Origin of the sequence: Hyella patelloides LEGE 07179 (assembly GCF_900659865.1) — a bacterium.
In the GTDB taxonomy this organism is placed as follows: Bacteria; Cyanobacteriota; Cyanobacteriia; order Cyanobacteriales; family Xenococcaceae; genus Hyella; species Hyella patelloides.
In genome coordinates, this window is record NZ_LR213819.1 from 1 (window position 1) to 18,393 (window position 18,393).

11 protein-coding genes are annotated in these 18,393 nt (G+C 38.8%); 9 read left to right on the top strand and 2 right to left on the bottom strand.

Going from position 1 to position 18,393, the window contains the following annotated elements; all coding sequences use genetic code 11:
* The first annotated feature begins 249 nt into the window (after positions 1-249).
* Together H1P_RS10710 and msrP are read left to right on the top strand one after the other, a co-directional pair.
* Positions 250-4,242 carry a beta strand repeat-containing protein gene (locus H1P_RS10710; RefSeq protein WP_144867040.1) on the top strand — a complete coding sequence of 1,331 codons (3,993 nt, stop codon included), beginning with the start codon at positions 250-252 and terminating at the stop codon, positions 4,240-4,242.
* A 995-nt stretch (positions 4,243-5,237) separates the two neighbouring features.
* Positions 5,238-6,236 carry a protein-methionine-sulfoxide reductase catalytic subunit MsrP gene (gene msrP, locus H1P_RS10715; protein ID WP_144867042.1) on the top strand — a complete coding sequence of 333 codons (999 nt, stop codon included), beginning with the start codon at positions 5,238-5,240 and terminating at the stop codon, positions 6,234-6,236.
* Positions 6,237-6,519: 283 nt separating this feature from the next.
* Here the strand turns inward: msrP and H1P_RS10720 are convergent, their stop codons facing one another.
* Positions 6,520-6,732 (bottom strand): SRPBCC family protein, encoded by a 213-nt coding sequence (locus H1P_RS10720; protein WP_144867044.1) that lies wholly within the window; start codon positions 6,730-6,732, stop codon positions 6,520-6,522.
* Positions 6,733-6,910: 178 nt separating this feature from the next.
* A complete protein-coding gene (gene dxr / locus H1P_RS10725) occupies positions 6,911-8,086 on the bottom strand; it encodes a 1-deoxy-D-xylulose-5-phosphate reductoisomerase (RefSeq protein WP_144867046.1) in 1,176 nt (391 codons plus the stop codon).
* A 440-nt stretch (positions 8,087-8,526) separates the two neighbouring features.
* Between dxr and H1P_RS10730 the strand changes: the two genes are divergently transcribed.
* The 7 genes from H1P_RS10730 (at position 8,527) to H1P_RS10760 (ending at position 18,379) form a co-directional block, all read left to right on the top strand.
* Entirely contained in the window at positions 8,527-8,961 is a 435-nt protein-coding gene (locus H1P_RS10730; protein WP_144867048.1) for an Rrf2 family transcriptional regulator, read from the top strand.
* 232 nt (positions 8,962-9,193) lie between these two features.
* Positions 9,194-10,528 (top strand): efflux RND transporter periplasmic adaptor subunit, encoded by a 1,335-nt coding sequence (locus H1P_RS10735; protein WP_144867050.1) that lies wholly within the window; start codon positions 9,194-9,196, stop codon positions 10,526-10,528.
* A 339-nt stretch (positions 10,529-10,867) separates the two neighbouring features.
* Positions 10,868-14,125: an efflux RND transporter permease subunit gene (locus H1P_RS10740; RefSeq protein ID WP_144867052.1), complete on the top strand. Its 3,258-nt coding sequence runs from the start codon at positions 10,868-10,870 to the stop codon at positions 14,123-14,125.
* Between the two features lie 170 nt (positions 14,126-14,295).
* Positions 14,296-14,478: a hypothetical protein gene (locus tag H1P_RS10745; protein WP_144867054.1), complete on the top strand. Its 183-nt coding sequence runs from the start codon at positions 14,296-14,298 to the stop codon at positions 14,476-14,478.
* 247 nt (positions 14,479-14,725) lie between these two features.
* The gene (locus H1P_RS37360) at positions 14,726-15,583 is read left to right on the top strand and encodes an argonaute PAZ domain-containing protein (RefSeq protein WP_222427013.1); all 858 of its coding nucleotides are present in this window, start codon (positions 14,726-14,728) and stop codon (positions 15,581-15,583) included.
* A gap of 322 nt (positions 15,584-15,905) precedes the next feature.
* Complete coding sequence (locus H1P_RS37365) at positions 15,906-16,871, top strand: Piwi domain-containing protein (protein WP_222427014.1); 966 nt, start codon at positions 15,906-15,908, stop codon at positions 16,869-16,871.
* Positions 16,872-17,089: 218 nt separating this feature from the next.
* Positions 17,090-18,379, top strand: a complete 1,290-nt coding sequence (locus tag H1P_RS10760; RefSeq protein ID WP_246141610.1) for a S1 family peptidase — start codon at positions 17,090-17,092, stop codon at positions 18,377-18,379.
* Positions 18,380-18,393 lie beyond the last annotated feature (14 nt).

Below are 18,393 nucleotides of genomic sequence, written 5' to 3' on the forward strand. Positions count from 1 at the left end.
AAAGACAATGGTGAACCTATTTATATTGCTAGGGGAGTCATGAAACAAGAAGACGGAACTGTGATTTTAACCGCCGTTCCCCATCAAAATATCTCCCCTCGAACTCCTGAAAATCCTTATAGTTGTGGTCAATAATTATCAGTGTCAGCATCTTTGCTTTCAATTAAATGAAATTATTACTATAGCTCCGTTGGATAGACAGAATCTAAAACTATCTCACCACACGATGCCATTGAGGTTGATTCAAAGATGAAAGTTATCTCTAAAACAGTATTTTGCTTATTTCCACTGTTATTTCCTCTTAGTGCTACTGCTCAAATAACAGTCGATGGCACAACTTCGACAACAGTAACTCCTACAGAAACGGGAGTACAAATCGATGATGGAAACCGCGCTGGCGGTAACCTATATCATAGCTTTGGGGAGTTTTCAATTCCTACGGGAAGTGAGGCTTTTTTCAACAATGCCAGCGAGATAGCTAATATTTTTTCCCGCGTTACAGGGGGCAATATTTCTAATATTAATGGTTTAATTCGTGCTAATGGTGCAGCTAATTTATTTCTCATCAACCCCGCAGGAATTGTCTTTGGTAACGATGCCAGATTACAACTAGGTGGTTCATTTTATGGCAGTACGGCAGATAGTATCATTTTTCCCGATGGGGAATTTAGTGCAACAGATTTAGATAATCCCCCTTTGATTACGGTTAACGCACCCATTGGTTTGGGGTTTCGAGATAATCCAGGGGAGATTACGGTAAGAGGTAATGGTAATGGTATTAGACTAATTGATAGTGAAGTTATCGATACTCAAGAAGCTTTAAGAGTGGGGACTGAGAACACCATTGGTTTAATTGGGGGTAATCTGATTTTGGAAAATGCCACCATTAAAACCGCAGGAGGCTCAATTGAATTAGGAAGTGTTGCGGGAGGAGATGTTGATTTAGTCACTACGGCTAAAGGTTTTACTTTTGATTATTCAGGAATCGAAAACTTTAGTGATATTTCTTTAACAGGAATCAGTGTTGTCGATGCTAGTGGTTTAGGCGGGGGAGATATTAATGTTGTTGGTAATAATATTTCTCTGACTGGCATTTCAGGATTGACCAATTATACGTTAGGTGGCAATCCTGGAGGAGATACTAATGTTTTTGCTGCGGAATCTTTAGAGATTAATGGCATCGAAAACGAGCTTGATTTTTTCAGTGGTATTGCTAATTACGTTTTGCCACAAGGAACAGCAGATGGGGGAGATATTAACATTGAAGCACAGAATTTAAGAATCGGCGATCGCGGGGAGATTTCAACTTTTGCTTTTGGTCAAGGAAACGCAGGGAATATTAACATTAATGCTAGTGAAAGTGTATCTTTAGCTAGTGAAGGAAATGGTAGCGCAATTGGCTCTGTCGTAAATACTGATGGGGTGGAAGATGGTGGAGATGTTAGTATTACTACTCCTAATCTGACTATCAGTAATGGAGCCTCTTTAGTTGTTACGACTTTGGGTGCAGGAGATGGAGGGAAATTAACCATCAATACGGAGAATTTTAATCTGGCTGATGGAAGCGTAATTAATGTTTTAACTTCTGGCACAGGAGATGGCGGAAGTTTAACTATCGATACTAATAACCTCTTAGTCACTAATGGTAGTGAAATTAATACTAGTACCCTTAGTTCAGGAAATGCAGGTGATTTACAAATTACAGCTACCGATATTGAACTTAATGGTGGGGACAATGGCTTAGAAACTGGTTTGAGTTCTGCGGTAGCTGAGTCTACTTCAGAAGGAAATGCAGGAAATATCACTATAGAAACCCCACAACTACGTCTGGTTAATGGGGGTGCTATTTTAGTTTCTACTGTTGGTGGGGGAGATGGGGGTGATTTGCGAATTCAGGCTACCGATATCAGTCTGGAAAATCCCATGGGTGTTTTTACTGTAATAGATGCTTCAACAATAGCAGAAGGTGCAGGAGGAAGCATCACCATCGAAACGGGGAATTTGAATCTGGCTGATGGAGGCATAATTAGTGTTTTAACTTCTGGCATAGGAGATGGCGGAAGTTTAACTATCGATACTAATAACCTCTTAGTCACTAATGGTAGTCAAATTAGTACTAATACTATTGGCGCAGGAAATGGTGGCAATTTACAAATTACAGCTACCGATATTGAACTTAATGGTGGGGACAATGGCTTAGGAACTGGTTTGAGTTCTGCGGTAGCTAAGTCTACTTCAGAAGGAAATGCAGGAAATATCACTGTAGAAACCCAACAACTAAGTCTGGTTAATGGGGGTGCTATTGCAGTTTCTACTATTGGTGGGGGAAATGGGGGTGATTTGCGAATTCAAGCTACCGATATCAGTCTGGAAAATCCCATGGGTGCTGTTACGATAATAGATGCTTCAACATTCGCAGAGGGGAAAGGAGGAAGCATCAACATCGAAACGGGGAATTTGAATCTGGCTGATGGAGGCATAATTAATGTTTTAACTTCTGGCACAGGAGATGGCGGAAGTTTAACTATCGATACTAATAACCTCTTAGTCACTAATGGTAGTGAAATTAATACTAGTACCCTTAGTTCAGGAAATGCAGGTGATTTACAAATTACAGCTACCGATATTGAACTTAATGGTGGGGACAATGGCTTAGAAACTGGTTTGAGTTCTGCGGTAGCTGAGTCTACTTCAGAAGGAAATGCAGGAAATATCACTATAGAAACCCCACAACTACGTCTGGTTAATGGGGGTGCTATTTTAGTTTCTACTGTTGGTGGGGGAGATGGGGGTGATTTGCGAATTCAGGCTACCGATATCAGTCTGGAAAATCTCATGGGTGCTAATACTATAATAGATGCTTCAACATTCGCAGGAGGCGCAGGAGGAAGCATCACCATCGAAACGGAGAATTTGAATCTGACTGATGGAAGCATAATTAGTGTTTTCACTTTGGGAACAGGAGATGGCGGAAGTTTGACCATCAATTCTGATAGCCTCTTATCTACTAATGGTAGTACAATTGATGCTAGTACCTTTAGTTCAGGAAACGCAGGTGATTTAGAGATTACTGCTACCGATATTGAACTTAATGGTGGAGAAAATGGCTTATTAACTTCTTTGACTTCTATAGCAGCAGCAGAAGGAAATGCAGGAAATATCACTATAGAAACCCCACAATTACGTCTGGCTAATGGCGGTCAAATTTCGGTTTCTACTGGTGGTGAGGGAGATGGTGGCAATTTACAAATTAATGCTAATCAGATTGAGATTATCGAAGCTCCTACAGGTGAATCACTCACAGGAATTTCTGCTTTCACTCAAGCAGAGGGGGCAGGAGGAAGCGTCACCATCGAAACGGAAAGTTTGAATCTGATTGATGGAGGCATAATTGATGTTTCAACTTCTGGAACAGGAGATAGCGGAAATCTAACCATAGAAGCTAACTCAATTGATTTAGAAAATAATTCTAGGATTAATGCTGAAACTCAATCAGGTACTGGTGGTAATATCGATTTCCAAATTGCCGAAAATTTAACTCTGAGCGATAACAGTAGTATTTCCGCACGGGCCAATAATGATGCCAATGGTGGCAATATCAATATTGGTGCCGAATTTATTATTGCCTATCCTAGCGGTGGTAATAGTGATGGCAATGATATTACTGCCAGTGCCCAACAAGGACAAGGTGGCGCAATTAGCATCACAGCAGAATCTCTACTAGGAATTGAAGAACGTAGAGCGTTTGACAACAATGGCACCAACGACATTGATGCTAGTTCGGGAACTGAAGGTTTAGATGGCACAGTTACTATCGAAACCCCTGATAATAATCCCCTGCGGGAAACCACCGAATTAACTGATAACGTCGTCACCGCAGAGGTTATTACAACATCGGATGTTTGTTCGGCATCAGATATCGAAGATGTCTCTAGTCTTGCAGTTCAAGGTAAAGGAGGAGTAGCACCAGAACCCACTGCACCCTTTGATGGTGATGCTTTAATTGTCAATGGGGAACCCGAAACATCAGATGCACCTCAAAATAATAGTCATTATCTAGATCCTAATGAGATTCCACCTCATATTCAACCAGTGGCATACAAAGACAATGGTGAACCTATTTACATTGCTAGGGGAGTCATGAAACAAGAAGATGGCACTGTGATTTTAACTGCCGTTCCTCATCAAAATCAAAATATCCCGCCGAGAACTCCTGAAAATCCCTATAGTTGTGGTCAATAATTATCAGTGCAAGTATATTTACGATCCTAGCTTTTGGTGAAGTAATACTTAATAGTCTTTAATAATAACTGATTACTTTTAAGCTGCTATGTTTTGGTTTTTGAGTGCGGTAATAATCTCTCAACTCAATTTAGAATTAGCTGCTAAAGAAAAACAAGGCGAAACAGTTATCGGCGCAGAAGCACCTGATTAAAATTTTGGTGTTGGTGAATTGGGTTCTAAAAGAACAAATAGATAACTTTCTTTTTCCGAGATTCAAAAATCTTAAAAAAAATAGTAACGGTGCGCTTTCGGTGAATACAAATTCTCCAGAGATTAAAGGGTACTTTATTACCAAACAATATAAATGTTTAGTATCAACAAAAAAATCATTTAAAGCCCCTGATAAGCGCACCGCAACGAACAAGGAACAACGAGCAACGAACCGTATAATTATTTATTTTATATCTAAAATCACCAAAGCAAAATTTTTATGTGTCACCATTAACCATAAAATAATATCTATGCTGCATCAGTTGAATTTTTAAATCTTGTTAAGAATCAAAAATAAATATATCTCAAGCCCATAAAGTACTGATAAATTGAGTCAAGATCGGGAAGTAAAGAGCCAGGAAAAAAAGATGATGGATTCAATGCCCTTTTTTGGTCAATTAAGTACAGTATTGTGGTTAGCCTTTTTGACGATCGCTTTGGTGAGACTTATTATTACCATTAAAGATTCACGGATATTCAAACCAAAGAATTAAAGCTTTATTACCGTTAATTATCGCAAATTTTACCGCGATCGCTTAAAATATCCACAATGCGATCGGTGTAAGCTGACACTGCGCGAACAGCAGAGAGGGCTAAGAACGCGATCTCACGAAGTGAGGCGTTGCACGATCGCAATCAACCTGAAATTAGTGCCAGTATTGGTTGTTACTTGTTGCCAAATCCTTTACGATCCTTAATTAGGTCAGCAATTAACAAAACTAAATAAATATAGTTCTTTTTTCATGGTTTTAATTCGTGTCCCCAAAATCTGGAATGTAGCTGATAGTCAAGTTACATCAGAAAATCTTTATTGGAATCGTCGTCAGTTTATTAAAACCCTGATAGGGGCGGGGATTGGAGCTAGTGTTATGCCTCTGGCTGGTTGTCAAAATACTTCTGATATTGGCAAATCAGCATCAGAAACAGCACTGGAAAAAAGCTTAAACTTACCTTCGATATCTTATACTACTAATCCTGCGTTTGCTAAAGTATCTCGACCCATTGCCGATGAGAAGGTTGCAGGACAATATAATAACTTTTATGAGTATGGCGGGACAAAAAAGATTTGGCTCGATGCTCAAAAACTACCTACAGAAAACTGGCAAGTAGAAGTTGCAGGATTAGTTAAAAATCCCCGCACTTATACCATTGATGAAATTAAACAAGAATTTCCTCTAGAAGAAAGGGTGTATCGTTTTCGTTGTGTCGAAGCTTGGTCAATGGTGTTACCCTGGATTGGCTTTCCCATGAAAGAACTAATTGCAGCAGTTGAACCCACTTCTAAAGCCAAGTTTGTGAACTTTACTTCTTTTTACGATGAGGACATTACAACAGGTCCCTCGTTTCATTTGGGTTCGTTACCTTGGCCCTATACTGAAGGCTTACGCATCGAAGAAATGGCAAACGAGTTAGCTTTCTTTGCAGTGGGTATTTACGGACATGATTTACCAAAACAACATGGCGCACCCATAAGAATGGTTATTCCTTGGAAATATGGCTTCAAAGGAGCAAAATCGATTGTTAAAGTAGAGTTTTTAGAAAAGCAACCTGCTACCTATTGGAATACTATTGACTCCCGCGAATATGATTTTGAAGCCAATGTAAATCCTGATAAGCCTCATCCTCGTTGGTCACAAGCAACAGAAAAGTTTATTAGTACTGGCCCTGGTTTATCTTGGGAAATTAAAGAGACTTTTCCGTATAACGGTTATGGAGAATATGTAGGCAGTCTTTATACTTAATACTTAATAAAAAAACGACGTTGCTAATTTAAAGTATGAAATCAATAAGATGGTTCGTAGTCATTAGTTATTAGCTTTTCAATGGCTAGAATTAAGATAACAATTTTGGCTTTTCCGTTTCTACTATGCTATATTTTGCCTGTAATGCTTACCAAGTAACAATTTGAGCTATTTTACTCCTCAAGGATTTCTGTTAGTTTGAAAAGTCTCTGAAATATAAGATTAGGATTTACGCAAACAGCCCTTAAAAACACCATTGGTAGGGTGGGCATTGCCCACCCTACTATCTAGATAGTTGATAAGGTAATACTCCTTTCCAAGTTGGCTCGGTGATAAAATTAATTCCATTAGAATTACCTTTGTCCATAACATTAATATTTTCTACTGCTTTCCACCAATAAGGAAAATGTTTAATGTCACAAATAGTATCCCAAACTTTTCTTAATGGTGCTTCTATTTTCCAGACAGTAACAAAACTGTATTCGTTAACAGACATAATTAATTCGTAATCAAAGTTTTCGTGGTTTACAGAAGTTAAATATAGTCTTGTGTCTTAATTTATAATTTAAATCTTTAAAAGTAATGAAATTTATGGAATATTTGAATTTAGTTAAATATTCAAAGTGTATTTTTTACTTAGTTTTTGATTAAATTAAAGACTGTTATTAAGAGTTTTATTGTACTTCTAAAATTGCTTTTCTTGCCCAGGTATCGGCTTCTAAAATATCATCTAGAGAAGGATTTTGTTCGTTTTGAATATTAAAGCGATCGCATATTTTTTCGATAAATTTAGGTATATCTAAAAAGTCAATTTTTTCGGCTAAAAATAAAGCAACAGCTTGTTCGTTAGCTGCATTTAAAACTGCTGGCATTAATCCCCCTGCTCTACCCGCAGCATAGGCTAGTTGCATACAGGGATATTTTTGATGATCTGGTTCGCGGAAAGTGAGATCGCCAGCTTTCACTAAGTCTAACTGTTTCCAATCAGTATAGATGCGTTCGGGCCAAGATAAAGCATATAGTAAAGGAAGACGCATATCGGGCCAGCCTAATTGTGCCAACATAGAGGTATCTTGCACCTCAATTAAAGAGTGAATGATACTTTGAGGGTGAATTACGATATCGATGCGATCGTAGTCTAAACCAAACAGATAATGAGCTTCAATTACTTCTAAACCCTTGTTCATTAAAGTAGCAGAGTCGATGGTAATTTTTTGTCCCATTGTCCAGTTAGGATGTTTCAAGGCATCTTGTACGGTGACAGTAGCTAATTTCTCTACTGGTAAATCGCGGAATGAACCCCCAGAAGCAGTTAAAATAATTCTTCTTAAACCATTTTCAGGAACACCCTGTAAACATTGAAAGATTGCGGAATGTTCCGAATCTGCGGGCAATAATTTAACCCCATGTTTTTTTACTAAAGGAAGCACTACAGGCGCACCAGCAATGAGAGTTTCTTTATTGGCTAAAGCAATATCTTTTCCTGCTTCAATCGCTGCAATAGTAGGTAATAAACCAGCACAACCCACAATACCTGTTACTACACTTTCGGCATCACCATAACGAGCCACTTCTGCTACGCCTTCTGTACCTGCTAAAATTTGTGGAGGATCGGGAATATCTGCGATCGCATTTTGTAACTCAGCTACTTTTTCTGGATAAGATGTGGCGACTATTTCTGGTTTAAATGTCCTAATTTGTTCGGCTAATAACTTAATATTATTTCCTGCTGCTAACCCTACCACACGGAATTTATCGGGATGATGGGTAACGATATCTAGGGTTTGTGTCCCAATAGAACCAGTAGAACCTAGGATAGTAATTGCTTTTTGTTTTGTCGATTTATTCATAATATAACCTTTATTTAACAGCGATCTCTTATGCAGTAATTAAGTAAGCAGCTATTGTTTGTTTCGGTTTCTTTATTTTTTTATTCAATGCCTTTTAAATGAAGATTTTTTAATTGAAAATACTTCATTTTTACTGATAATTGTCTTGTTGTAGTTTACTGAATTTAGTTCCCCAACAATAAAAAAGTAGTAGTCAACTACTGGTAATAATTTTTGAGCCTAATCTTTAGGCATTTTACCAATATTTAGGGATTGATTATTTTTTTTATTCAATCTTGCTAATTCTCGATCTTTAGTGTATGAGGTTCCTGACTATATTACTTACTAATTACAAAGAGGAAAGTACTTAATAAGTTCTGGACTTTGGGCAAAATCTCTTGACACAAAACCATTGCTTAGTTGTATAATCTCAGGATACTAGTAAACATTAATTTTGCTCTATGAACAGCCGTTTTGCTGTAGCTGTACACATTTTGGCGTATCTGGAGTATGTTCAAGGCAGACCAGCCACCTCAGAGGAAATCGCCACTAGCGTCAACACCAATCCTGTAGTTGTGCGACGTTTACTTAGCATTCTGCGCCAAGCTGGACTGACTAAAACGCAATTTGGTGTTGGTGGTGGAGCTTTTCTAGCACGCCCTGGTAGTAAGATTGCACTGCTTGATGTGTATGAGGCGACAGAAGAAAATGCTGATTTATTTTCCTTAAATCGTCTTAACCCCAGGACAGATTGCGATGTGGGAGCTCATCTTCAAGTGACTTTGGAAAAAATATTTGGCGAAGCGGAGCAAGCCTTGAAACAAGCACTAGAGAAAGTAACCATTGAAGAGGTTTTGCGTGAGGCGCAAGCAAAAAGTAATCGTAACAAGCAATAAATTAACAAAGCACTTTTTTTACTAAAATGTGTAATTGTAGTGATTACACACTCGTGCCACTTTCACTATTAATCATTAATCGAGTAATACTTAAATACTACTAAGATCATAGAAAAATTTCCATCCTAAAACATATGTATTTAACTTATAAAACTGTTACACTAAATCTTTATTAATAATTAAGGATTTTTTCAGTACACTCCACATCGTATTTACCATCTGAATATTTTTTATGGTTACTAATACCTATCTCCCCAATAGAAAGCTTTTAGGGGTCGCTTTCACCTTTATGCTTACTCTGACAGCTTGTGGTAGATCGCAGGAGCAGCAACAAGGAATGGCTCCCCAAGCTATAGCAGTAGAAACTCAAAATTTAGCCAGTAGTCAAGTTTTTGAAAGCTCCGAACTTCTCGGTCGTATAGAAGCAACAAATCGGGTCAACCTCGCTCCTAGAGTAGACGGAAGAATCCTGAATATTCTAGTCCGAGAAGGTGACTCTGTAGAACAAGGGCAAACCATTGTTCAACTCCAACAGAATAGAGAAGAAGCAGAGGTTAATGCAGCAGTTTCTGAAGTCAATATTATCAAAGCAGATTTAGTTAATGCTCAATCTCAAGTTAAAGCAGCCGAAGCAGAAGTGGCTCTAGCTGAAGCTAATGTCGGTCAAGCTCAAGCAGATTTACGCAGACAAGAAGCAGAAGTGGCTCTAGCAAAAACTAACATTGAAAGAGCCAAATTTTTAGCTCAAGAAGGCGCAGAATCTCAGCAATTTTTAGATGATCGCACCCAACAGCTAGATTCAGCTTTAGCCCAAAAAGATGCCTTAAAACAGGCTCTTAATGCCAGTCAAAAGGCTTTAATTGCAGCCCAAGAAGGAGTCAGAGCAGCGATCGCTAATGTCGACCGTCAAAGAGCAAGTCTTAATCAAGCTCAAGCCAATGTGGGAGTAGCCAGCGAAAATTTAGATTTCAACCGCGTTGTTGCTCCGATGGATGGCATAGTAGGCAATATTACTCCTAGAGTAGGTGATTATCTAGAAGCAGGCGATAGCATTACCACGATCACTAGCAATGAAGATCTGACTGTCAACATTGCAATTCCGATCGAGCAAGCAAATCGTCTCGAACTGGGTTTACCAGTAGCGGTGGTTAGTCGAAGAGATGGCGATCGCTCAATGGGGGAAATTACTTTTATCTCTCCGACAACAACTCAGCAATCAGTCAGAGTTGAAGCGACTGTACCCAATGATGGTCAACTACAAGATGAACAATCAGTACTAACTAGGGTTATTTGGTCAGAACAATCAGGAATATTAATCCCTACTACTGCCATTTCTCCTATTGCGGGACAATATTTTGTCTTCGTAGCAGAAGAAGCAGAACAAGATGGAGAGACTACCCTAGTAGCAAAACAAAAATTAGTCCAGTTGGGAGATTTTCAAGGTCAATCACGTCAAGTGATTGCTGGTCTTGAGCTAGGAGAGCAACTGATCACCTCTGGAATTATCAATTTAACCGATGGCGCACCTATTTCTAATGAGGAGCAAGCAGCAAGCAGTAAGCAGTGACCAGTAATTAGTAATCAGTTACCAGTTACCAGTTACCAGTTATCAGTTACCAGTTACCAATGAGTAATTTAGTCATTAGCAGTTAGTCATGAGCAAATAACCACTATAGAGACGCGATATATGAGGGGCTTTGAAGTGAGGGTGAGGGATGCGCTTTGTACCCTGTGCTTATTCAATCACGCTGTTGAGGTCTCCTCAAAAGGAGGACGCTTCGGTGGTCGGTTGAATTCCTAATTTCAGCCGTCCGTCTTGTACGCGGAGTCGCGTCTCTACCCACTAACAACCGTAAGGTCAAGGCAGTGCCTTGCCTCTACCTGCCAACAACCAACCACCAAAAAAATGATCTTAAGCATAGCCGACACTTTTATTAAAAAGCCGATTTTGACGGCGGTATGCGCCATTATTGTCGTGCTGGTAGGAGCGATTAGTATTCCCGCCTTACCTATTTCCCAATTACCCCAAATTGCACCTATTACAATCGAAGTTATTTCTAACTATATCGGTGCAGATGCCGAAACTACAGAAAGTAACGTTACCACCCTCATTGAAAGAGAAATTAATGGTGTGGAAGGAATGCGTTATATGTCTTCTAGTACTGGTAACGATGGTGTTAGCAGCATTAGCATAGCTTTCCCTGTAGATGCAGACCGCAATATTTCTCAGGTCAATGTTCAAAACAGAGTTGCACTAGCAGAGCCTCAGTTACCAAGCTCAGTACAGCAAACTGGTGTCACCGTTCAGAAATCATCCCCAGACTTACTTATGGGGATTGCTTTTTTTGCCGAGAATGGCGAATATGACGACTTATTTTTAAGCAACTACTTAGACCAGTATGTTGTCGATCAGGTTAAACGTATCGAAGGTGTGGGAAGTACCACTATTTTCGGCGAACGTCGTTATGCAATGCGGTTATGGCTCAATCCTGAAGCTTTAGCAGCGAGAAATCTGACGGAGCAAGATGTAGTTAATGCCCTAGAAGAGCAGAATATTCAAGTAGGTGCGGGACAAATCGGTCAAGAACCTGCTCCTGAAGACCAAAGTTTTGAGTTTACTCTCCGTGCTAAAAGTCGCTTAGAAACCGCTAAAGAATTTGAAGATTTAACCATCGCTATTGGTGAAGGTGGTAATCTCATTAAACTGCGGGATGTGGGACGCGCAGAATTAGGAGCAGAAAACTATAATACCCTTGCTAATTACAATGGCTCTCCTGCAATTGGTTTAGGGATTTTTCAGCTACCAGGAAGTAATGCTTTGGATGTGGCGAGTCAGGCCAAAACCATGATTGAGGAGCTATCGGCGCAATTTCCCCCAGGAATGAATTATGAGATCGCTCTGGATGCCACTGCGTTTGTCGAAGTATCTTTGCAAGAAGTTGTGAAAACCCTGGTACAAGCAGTATTACTGGTTGTCCTGATTATTTTCATCTTTTTACAGGACTGGCGTACTACTTTGATACCTGCGATCGCAATTCCCGTATCATTGATTGGGGCTTTTGCTTTCCTCTATGTATTTGATTTCCAAATTAATACTCTAACCTTGTTTGCAATGGTATTATCTACAGGGTTGGTAGTAGATGATGGGATTGTTGTTGTAGAAGCAATTTCTACCAAAGTGGAGCGCGGAATGAAGCCTTACATTGCTGCTATCGATACCATGAATGAGTTGAGTGGGGCAGTAATCGCTACTTCTTTAGTGTTAGCAGCAGTATTTATCCCCGTTTCCTTCTTTCCTGGTACAACAGGGGTAATTTTCCAGCAATTTGCTTTAACTATTGTATTTGCGATCGCTCTTTCCACCTTTAACGCTCTGACTTTCTCTCCTGCTATGTCGGGTTTACTATTGCGTCAGAAGCAACATACAGGAGGGGTATTTGGTTGGATTTTTGACAAATTCAATCAAGTATTTGACTGGATTACGGACAAATACACTAAAACAATGTCTTTTCTGACCAAAAAGTATGTTCGTCCTTTTGTTTTAGCTGGTTTCACTGTCTTAATTATCTTTACTTACTTCCTCTATAACCTCGTTCCCACAGGCTTTGTTCCCGAAGAAGACCAGGGTTATTTCTTTACCATTGTTCAAGCACCCGATGGGGTATCCCTCAACTATACCAACAACATAATGGAGCAAATCGGGGAAGAAATGGCGCAAATACCTGAAATTGATGGTTATTTTACCCTCAGTGGCTTTAGCTTTTTTGGAAATGGTAGCAATCGCGGTTTTGTGTTCTCTAAGCTCAAACCTTGGTCAGAAAGACCAGGACAGGATAAATCTGTATACTCTATTTTGGGTCGTCTTAATGGCGCATTCGCTCAAAATATTCAAGGAGCAAGAGCCTTTGCGGTGAACGCACCTCCTGTAAGGGGATTGAGTACTTTTGGTGGTTTTGAATTCCAGTTACAAGACCGTCGTGGTTTACCCATCTCTGCATTGGTAGAAAATGCCAATAAAATAATTGCAGCAGCCAATCAAAGACCCGAAATTGCAGCAGCTTTTACCCAGTTTGCAGCTAACACTCCGCAAATAGAAGTAGAGGTTAATCGTAATCGCGCCAAGTCTCTCAATGTTGATATTGATGAGATATTTGATACTCTCCAGTCTTACTTGGGATCGAGATACGTTAATGATTTTGTTCTCGGACAAAGACAATATCGGGTTTATATTCAAGCAGATGGAGAATTTCGCTCTAACCCTAAAGACATTAACAAACTATATGTGCGCTCCAATGATGATGAATTAATACCATTAGGTAATTTAGTAACACTTACAGAATTTACTGGACCTCAAACCATCACCCACTATAACCTCTTCCGCTCCATCAATATTCAAGGTAGCCCTGCCCCTGGATACAGTACGGGTCAAGCAATTGCTGCAATGGAAGAAATCGCAACAGCCGAATTAGCCCCTGCTTTTGGTTATGAATGGACAGGAACAGCTTTAGAAGAAAAGCAATCTGGTGGTCAGTCAGCAATTATCTTCGGAATCGGCTTGATTATGGCATTTTTAGTCTTAGCAGCCCAATATGAAAGCTTTATCGACCCGATAATCATTATGTTGACCGTTCCCTTAGCTATTCTAGGAGCGATCGCTGCTATTTGGTTTCGAGCGAACATTCTGCAAATTGGCAGCCTCTGGCCTATTATTAACAACGATGTCTACTGTCAGGTAGGTCTAGTAATGTTGATTGGTCTAGCTAGTAAAAACGCGATCTTAATTGTAGAATACGCTAACCAACTGCGAGATCAAGGTTTAGACATCATTAAGTCAGCCATTAAAGCAGGACAAGAGCGTTTTCGACCCATCTTAATGACCGCAATTTCTAGTTTAGTCGGCTTCTTACCCCTAGTAACCGCTAGTGGTGCGGGGTCTGCAAGTCGTTGGTCATTGGGTACTGCGGTATTTGGCGGAATGCTGTTTGCCACAGTATTGAGTCTCTTTTTAGTACCTTCGCTTTACATTACAGTTAAGCTAATCGAATCTTACTTTAGTAAATCAAAAGACTCAGGAGATTCCGATCATTTTGACGATAACAACAAGGGAAATCATTACTATGATTCTGCAAAACCTGCTTCTGAAAGTGCTGCTGTAGACGCTTAGAAACTTGGAAAATTAGATTGTTTTCATAGATAGGTGGGCATTGCTCACCTATTTTCTGTTTAACGGATAAAAAATTAGATTATGTAACCTGAGTTCGGTATCAATATTTTTTAAGTGATTAGGAGAACCAAATTAAGATAAAGTTACGAAGCCTCGAAAATATAGTATTTATGATTTACTTTCGTCGTACAGCACTAACTCAGATGCACAATGCAGGAATACCTTTGAGGCATATTCAAGAAATATCGGGTAATGATTCAGGCACTTTACAGCGATACGTAGAAGTGTCTCCAGAGCAGAGGAAAAAGGCTGTCTCAGTGATTGGATGGGAATTATGTTCTATCAAAAAATAAATCAGAAAAACAACGAATACAAGTCTTCTTCTTCTCATTCTTCACTTATTGAAACCTTAAGACTCTTAATAACTGCAACTAGCAGCCAAGCAAAAGGACAAGCTTTTTATCAAGAGATAACTAATTTTATTGCTAATTTTACGAACTAAAACAGGTTAGACAGACCCTTTATATTGTATTTATGTGTTGCCAACCTTTTTTGATTTGGTATAAGCTGGTTATTTTGACTCTAAGATTGAATTGATTAATGTCCAACTCTTCTCTTAATGTTTATCTTAATCGTTTTGCAATTAAAAATCTAAGCAAAGCAGCTCAAAAAGTTCATTTTTATACTTATAAATTCACATCACCTCCAGAACTGGGAAAAGAATATTCAGCAGTTAACAAAATTACCTGGAATATTAAAACACCAGGGGTAAAATTTGGTTCAACTATTATTACCAAACAACCGATCGGAGAAGATTATTTAAAGCATCAAAATTGGGTCTTACAATCCCAAGGAACACAACTATTAAACCCTAAAAAACTTAATGAAAAATTAGCTTTAGAAAAACTAGAAAGACGATGGCTGGGAATGAAGTTGAAAACAACAGGAGAAAGACATAGAGTAGAAAAGGCTTTAGAAGGGGGTTATATTTGGTGGAATGCTGACAAAATAGTTTTACAAGATTCTGGTTGGGAAGTTCACACAGGAGTACGTTTAGATATTGAGATTAATGAATTAGGAATTTTGTTTGCAGAGATAGATATTCATCATCGTTTTTATACTCTTTGGACATTGGAAGAATGGAATCAACAATATCCTAATATTCCTATTAAGTGGGTACGTAATACTTATGACGATCGGTCTTGGGAATTAGTTAGAATCAGTAAAGAGAAACCAGAAGATTTAATTATAGAAAATTTGGGCATTAGTTTAGCCGATTATCATCGTAGCAAACAAGCAACAGTAGCTGAAATTAATAGTGCAAGAACTATATATGTAAAAAAAAGAAAAGGTCAAGAGATACCTCATATTTCTACTAGAGTAAGACCTAGTGTCACAATGGAAATGTTAGGCTCTTTGGCAGATAGAGGCTCAATAGAAGCAAAAAAAAGTTTTTGAACAAATTCGTCAATCTCCCCAAAAAAGATTTGATAAAGGACAAATAGTTGCTCAATGGCTTGCTAAGAATATCTATCAAAGTCGTCAAGAAAAACCAAAATTTCAAAAAGCTCCTGGTATTTTATTACGAAAAAAATCTCCTTTACTTTTAGCAAAATCCAATCAGAAAATTTATCGACCAGAAGCAAGTCTTAAACAAGGATGTTTTCGTACAGGAGAAACGAAATTTGGTTGTTTAGATTTAGCTGGAAATGGCAATTGGGCAGATACTATTGAGAAAAAACTAGAAACTGTAGCGGAAAAAAGCGATGTCAATCTTATCTTGGAAAACCCTAAGCAAAAAAGTGATTTACCCGATAGTTTATTTTCTCGTAAAAAATTCTGGCAAAATTGGGCAAATCAAGGAACAAATACAGTATTAGTGATTAGTCCCTGGTTAGAAAATCAAGAAAAAACTAAATTGCGAAGGGAAGCATTAGAAGCCAATATTGCTCTACAATTTATGCAACCAATGCCTACCCCTGAAGATTATCGGGCAGTTAATATTATTTTAGGTCTATTATTAAAAGCGAAATGGCAACCTGTTGGTTTAGAGCCTCTACAAAACCCTCAAGCAGCAGAAATTGTCATTGGTTTTGATGCAGGAAAAAATAGAAGTATGTACTATGGAACAAGTGCTTTTGCTATTCTTGATGATGGGCAAAGTTTAGGATGGGAAATACCCGAAGCACAACCAGGAGAGAAATTAAGCGGAGAAGCTGTTTTAAGAACTATTCTCAATATTATTTATCGCTTTCAAAGAATTCAAAATCGATTACCCAAACGCGTTTTATTACTAAGAGATGGTTTAGTGCAGTGTAATGAATTTGAAGAAGCCGTTGCAGCATTAGAAAGTGATAATATTGCAGTCGATCTTTTAGGAGTCAGAAAAAGTGGTGCTGGAAGAATGGCCATTTTGCCACATGAGTCAGAATATTTATCAGACCCACAGCCAGGAACAGCTATACTATCTCAAGATGGCAATACCTTTAGAATTGTCACCTCTAAAGCTCTAGCAGGAAGCACAGCACTTCCTTTGCAAGTAGTTAGAGATTATGGTAATGCACCTTTGGAAGTGTTAGCACAACAAGTAGATCGTCTCTGTATGTTAAATCCCGCTAGCGGTTATGCCTCTAGTCGTTTACCCTATGTGATTCATTTTGCTGACAAAATGGCAAAGGAGGTACAACGTTTAGGAACAGTTAGCATCTTACAAGGTGTGGATAGAGAAAAAATTTTCTTTGTTTAAAGTTGAAATAAAAAGAAAAAATAAAATTAACTAAAAAAAGCCTCATTACCAATTTGTCTGGTTTCTCTCCACTATAGAGCTTGACTACTATCACTTTTGCGCTTTCTTGTCACCAATGCCTATTACCCAATTACAATCCCTACTTCTTCCCTTTTCTCAATCAAGATAAGTAACAAACCATGAAAAAGTTCGATAAAAATTTTTTAAATTTAAAACTTATGTTGGCTAAAAGTTTGATGCATTTGGGCTGGAAAACTTATGTTTCTCGACTGTTGTGGGGATTAGGATTGAGCTTGTTTGCCATTAATCCCGCTTTAGCCGAACTTTCCCTTGAAGAAATCAACTCCATTGCCAGACAGACGACAGTATTGATTGCTCCCGGTTTAACTCCTGAATTTATTGAAGAATTAGAAGCAAATCGAAGTAACCCCTTGGCAAGTCAGAGTAATCCTGATGGAGTCTGGAATCCTGGCTCTGGGGTAATTATTGGTCGCAATCAAAATACTTACTATGTTCTCACTGTAACCCATAATTTTAAGCAAAGATATCTAGAGTCTAATATTCCCCACGGAATTCGTACCAGTGATGGCAAAGTTTATGCCATTTCTCAAGTTAATGATGGTAGAGACTGTCCTTTAAAAGATGATATTAGCGATCGCACTTTAATTCGTTTTGGCTGCTATTCTGTCTCAATTCCTACTAGAGTAGACGGTACAGACCTGGCTGTAATTAGCTTTGAAAGCAAGAGTGAATACCCAATCGCTTCTTTGGGAAGTCCTGAGAATTTAGGAATTGGCGATCGCGTTTATCTTTCTGGCTGGCCCGATCCTGAAAAGATCAAAGACCCGACAACTGGTAGATGTAAAGGGAGAGTTGCTCGCCGACAACGCCGTTTAGCTTGGACTCCTGTAACTCGCAAGATTGCAGCAGAAACTAGCGAACACGGTTATAACTTATTTTATTTCGATCTAACTCGTCCAGGTATGAGTGGAGGTCCCGTATTTGATAACAATGGCTTTGTAATTGGGGTTCATGGTCGAGGTTCCGCAGATAAAGGCAACCTCATCAGGGAATATTGTTCTTTGGATTTAGCGCAAGGAAATAAACTCGCTTTAGAATCAGGTGACTTTGAATCTAACGATCTCGAAAGGGTAGTACAAGCTGCGGTTAACTATGCTCCGCCTCTATTGTATTCCCAATTTAGTAGCGGTCAGAGTAGTAATAATTTTCTTTCTTTGTGGACTAATTTAAATATCGATTTGTTATTTAATCGCCAAGCTCCTACCAGAGAATTTATTAATTCTGCTCTAACTGCGATCGCTGAAACTGATACTTCCAGTGGTACTTTAGATGTAGCTGTCACTGATGATATTACAGGATCGATCGATCTCCAAACTGAACAAGATGTCGTAGAAGATATTTATCAAGGTTTTACTCTCAAGAATTTAATACGAGATGAACCTTCTCCTGGATGTGAATTTTTGTTACTGGGCGATTCTTGTGAATAGGGGGTGTCACTTAA

Bases quoted from the DNA above. Each gene is read 5' to 3' on its own strand.
- H1P_RS10745 (WP_144867054.1), top strand. From the start codon at position 14,296: ATGATTTACTTTCGTCGTACAGCACTAACTCAGATGCACAATGCAGGA.
- msrP (WP_144867042.1), top strand. From the start codon at position 5,238: ATGGTTTTAATTCGTGTCCCCAAAATCTGGAATGTAGCTGATAGTCAA.
- dxr (WP_144867046.1), bottom strand. From the start codon at position 8,086: ATGAATAAATCGACAAAACAAAAAGCAATTACTATCCTAGGTTCTACT.
- H1P_RS10730 (WP_144867048.1), top strand. From the start codon at position 8,527: ATGAACAGCCGTTTTGCTGTAGCTGTACACATTTTGGCGTATCTGGAG.
- H1P_RS10720 (WP_144867044.1), bottom strand. From the start codon at position 6,732: ATGTCTGTTAACGAATACAGTTTTGTTACTGTCTGGAAAATAGAAGCA.
- H1P_RS10760 (WP_246141610.1), top strand. From the start codon at position 17,090: ATGTTGGCTAAAAGTTTGATGCATTTGGGCTGGAAAACTTATGTTTCT.
- H1P_RS37360 (WP_222427013.1), top strand. From the start codon at position 14,726: ATGTCCAACTCTTCTCTTAATGTTTATCTTAATCGTTTTGCAATTAAA.
- H1P_RS10710 (WP_144867040.1), top strand. From the start codon at position 250: ATGAAAGTTATCTCTAAAACAGTATTTTGCTTATTTCCACTGTTATTT.
- H1P_RS10735 (WP_144867050.1), top strand. From the start codon at position 9,194: ATGGTTACTAATACCTATCTCCCCAATAGAAAGCTTTTAGGGGTCGCT.
- H1P_RS10740 (WP_144867052.1), top strand. From the start codon at position 10,868: ATGATCTTAAGCATAGCCGACACTTTTATTAAAAAGCCGATTTTGACG.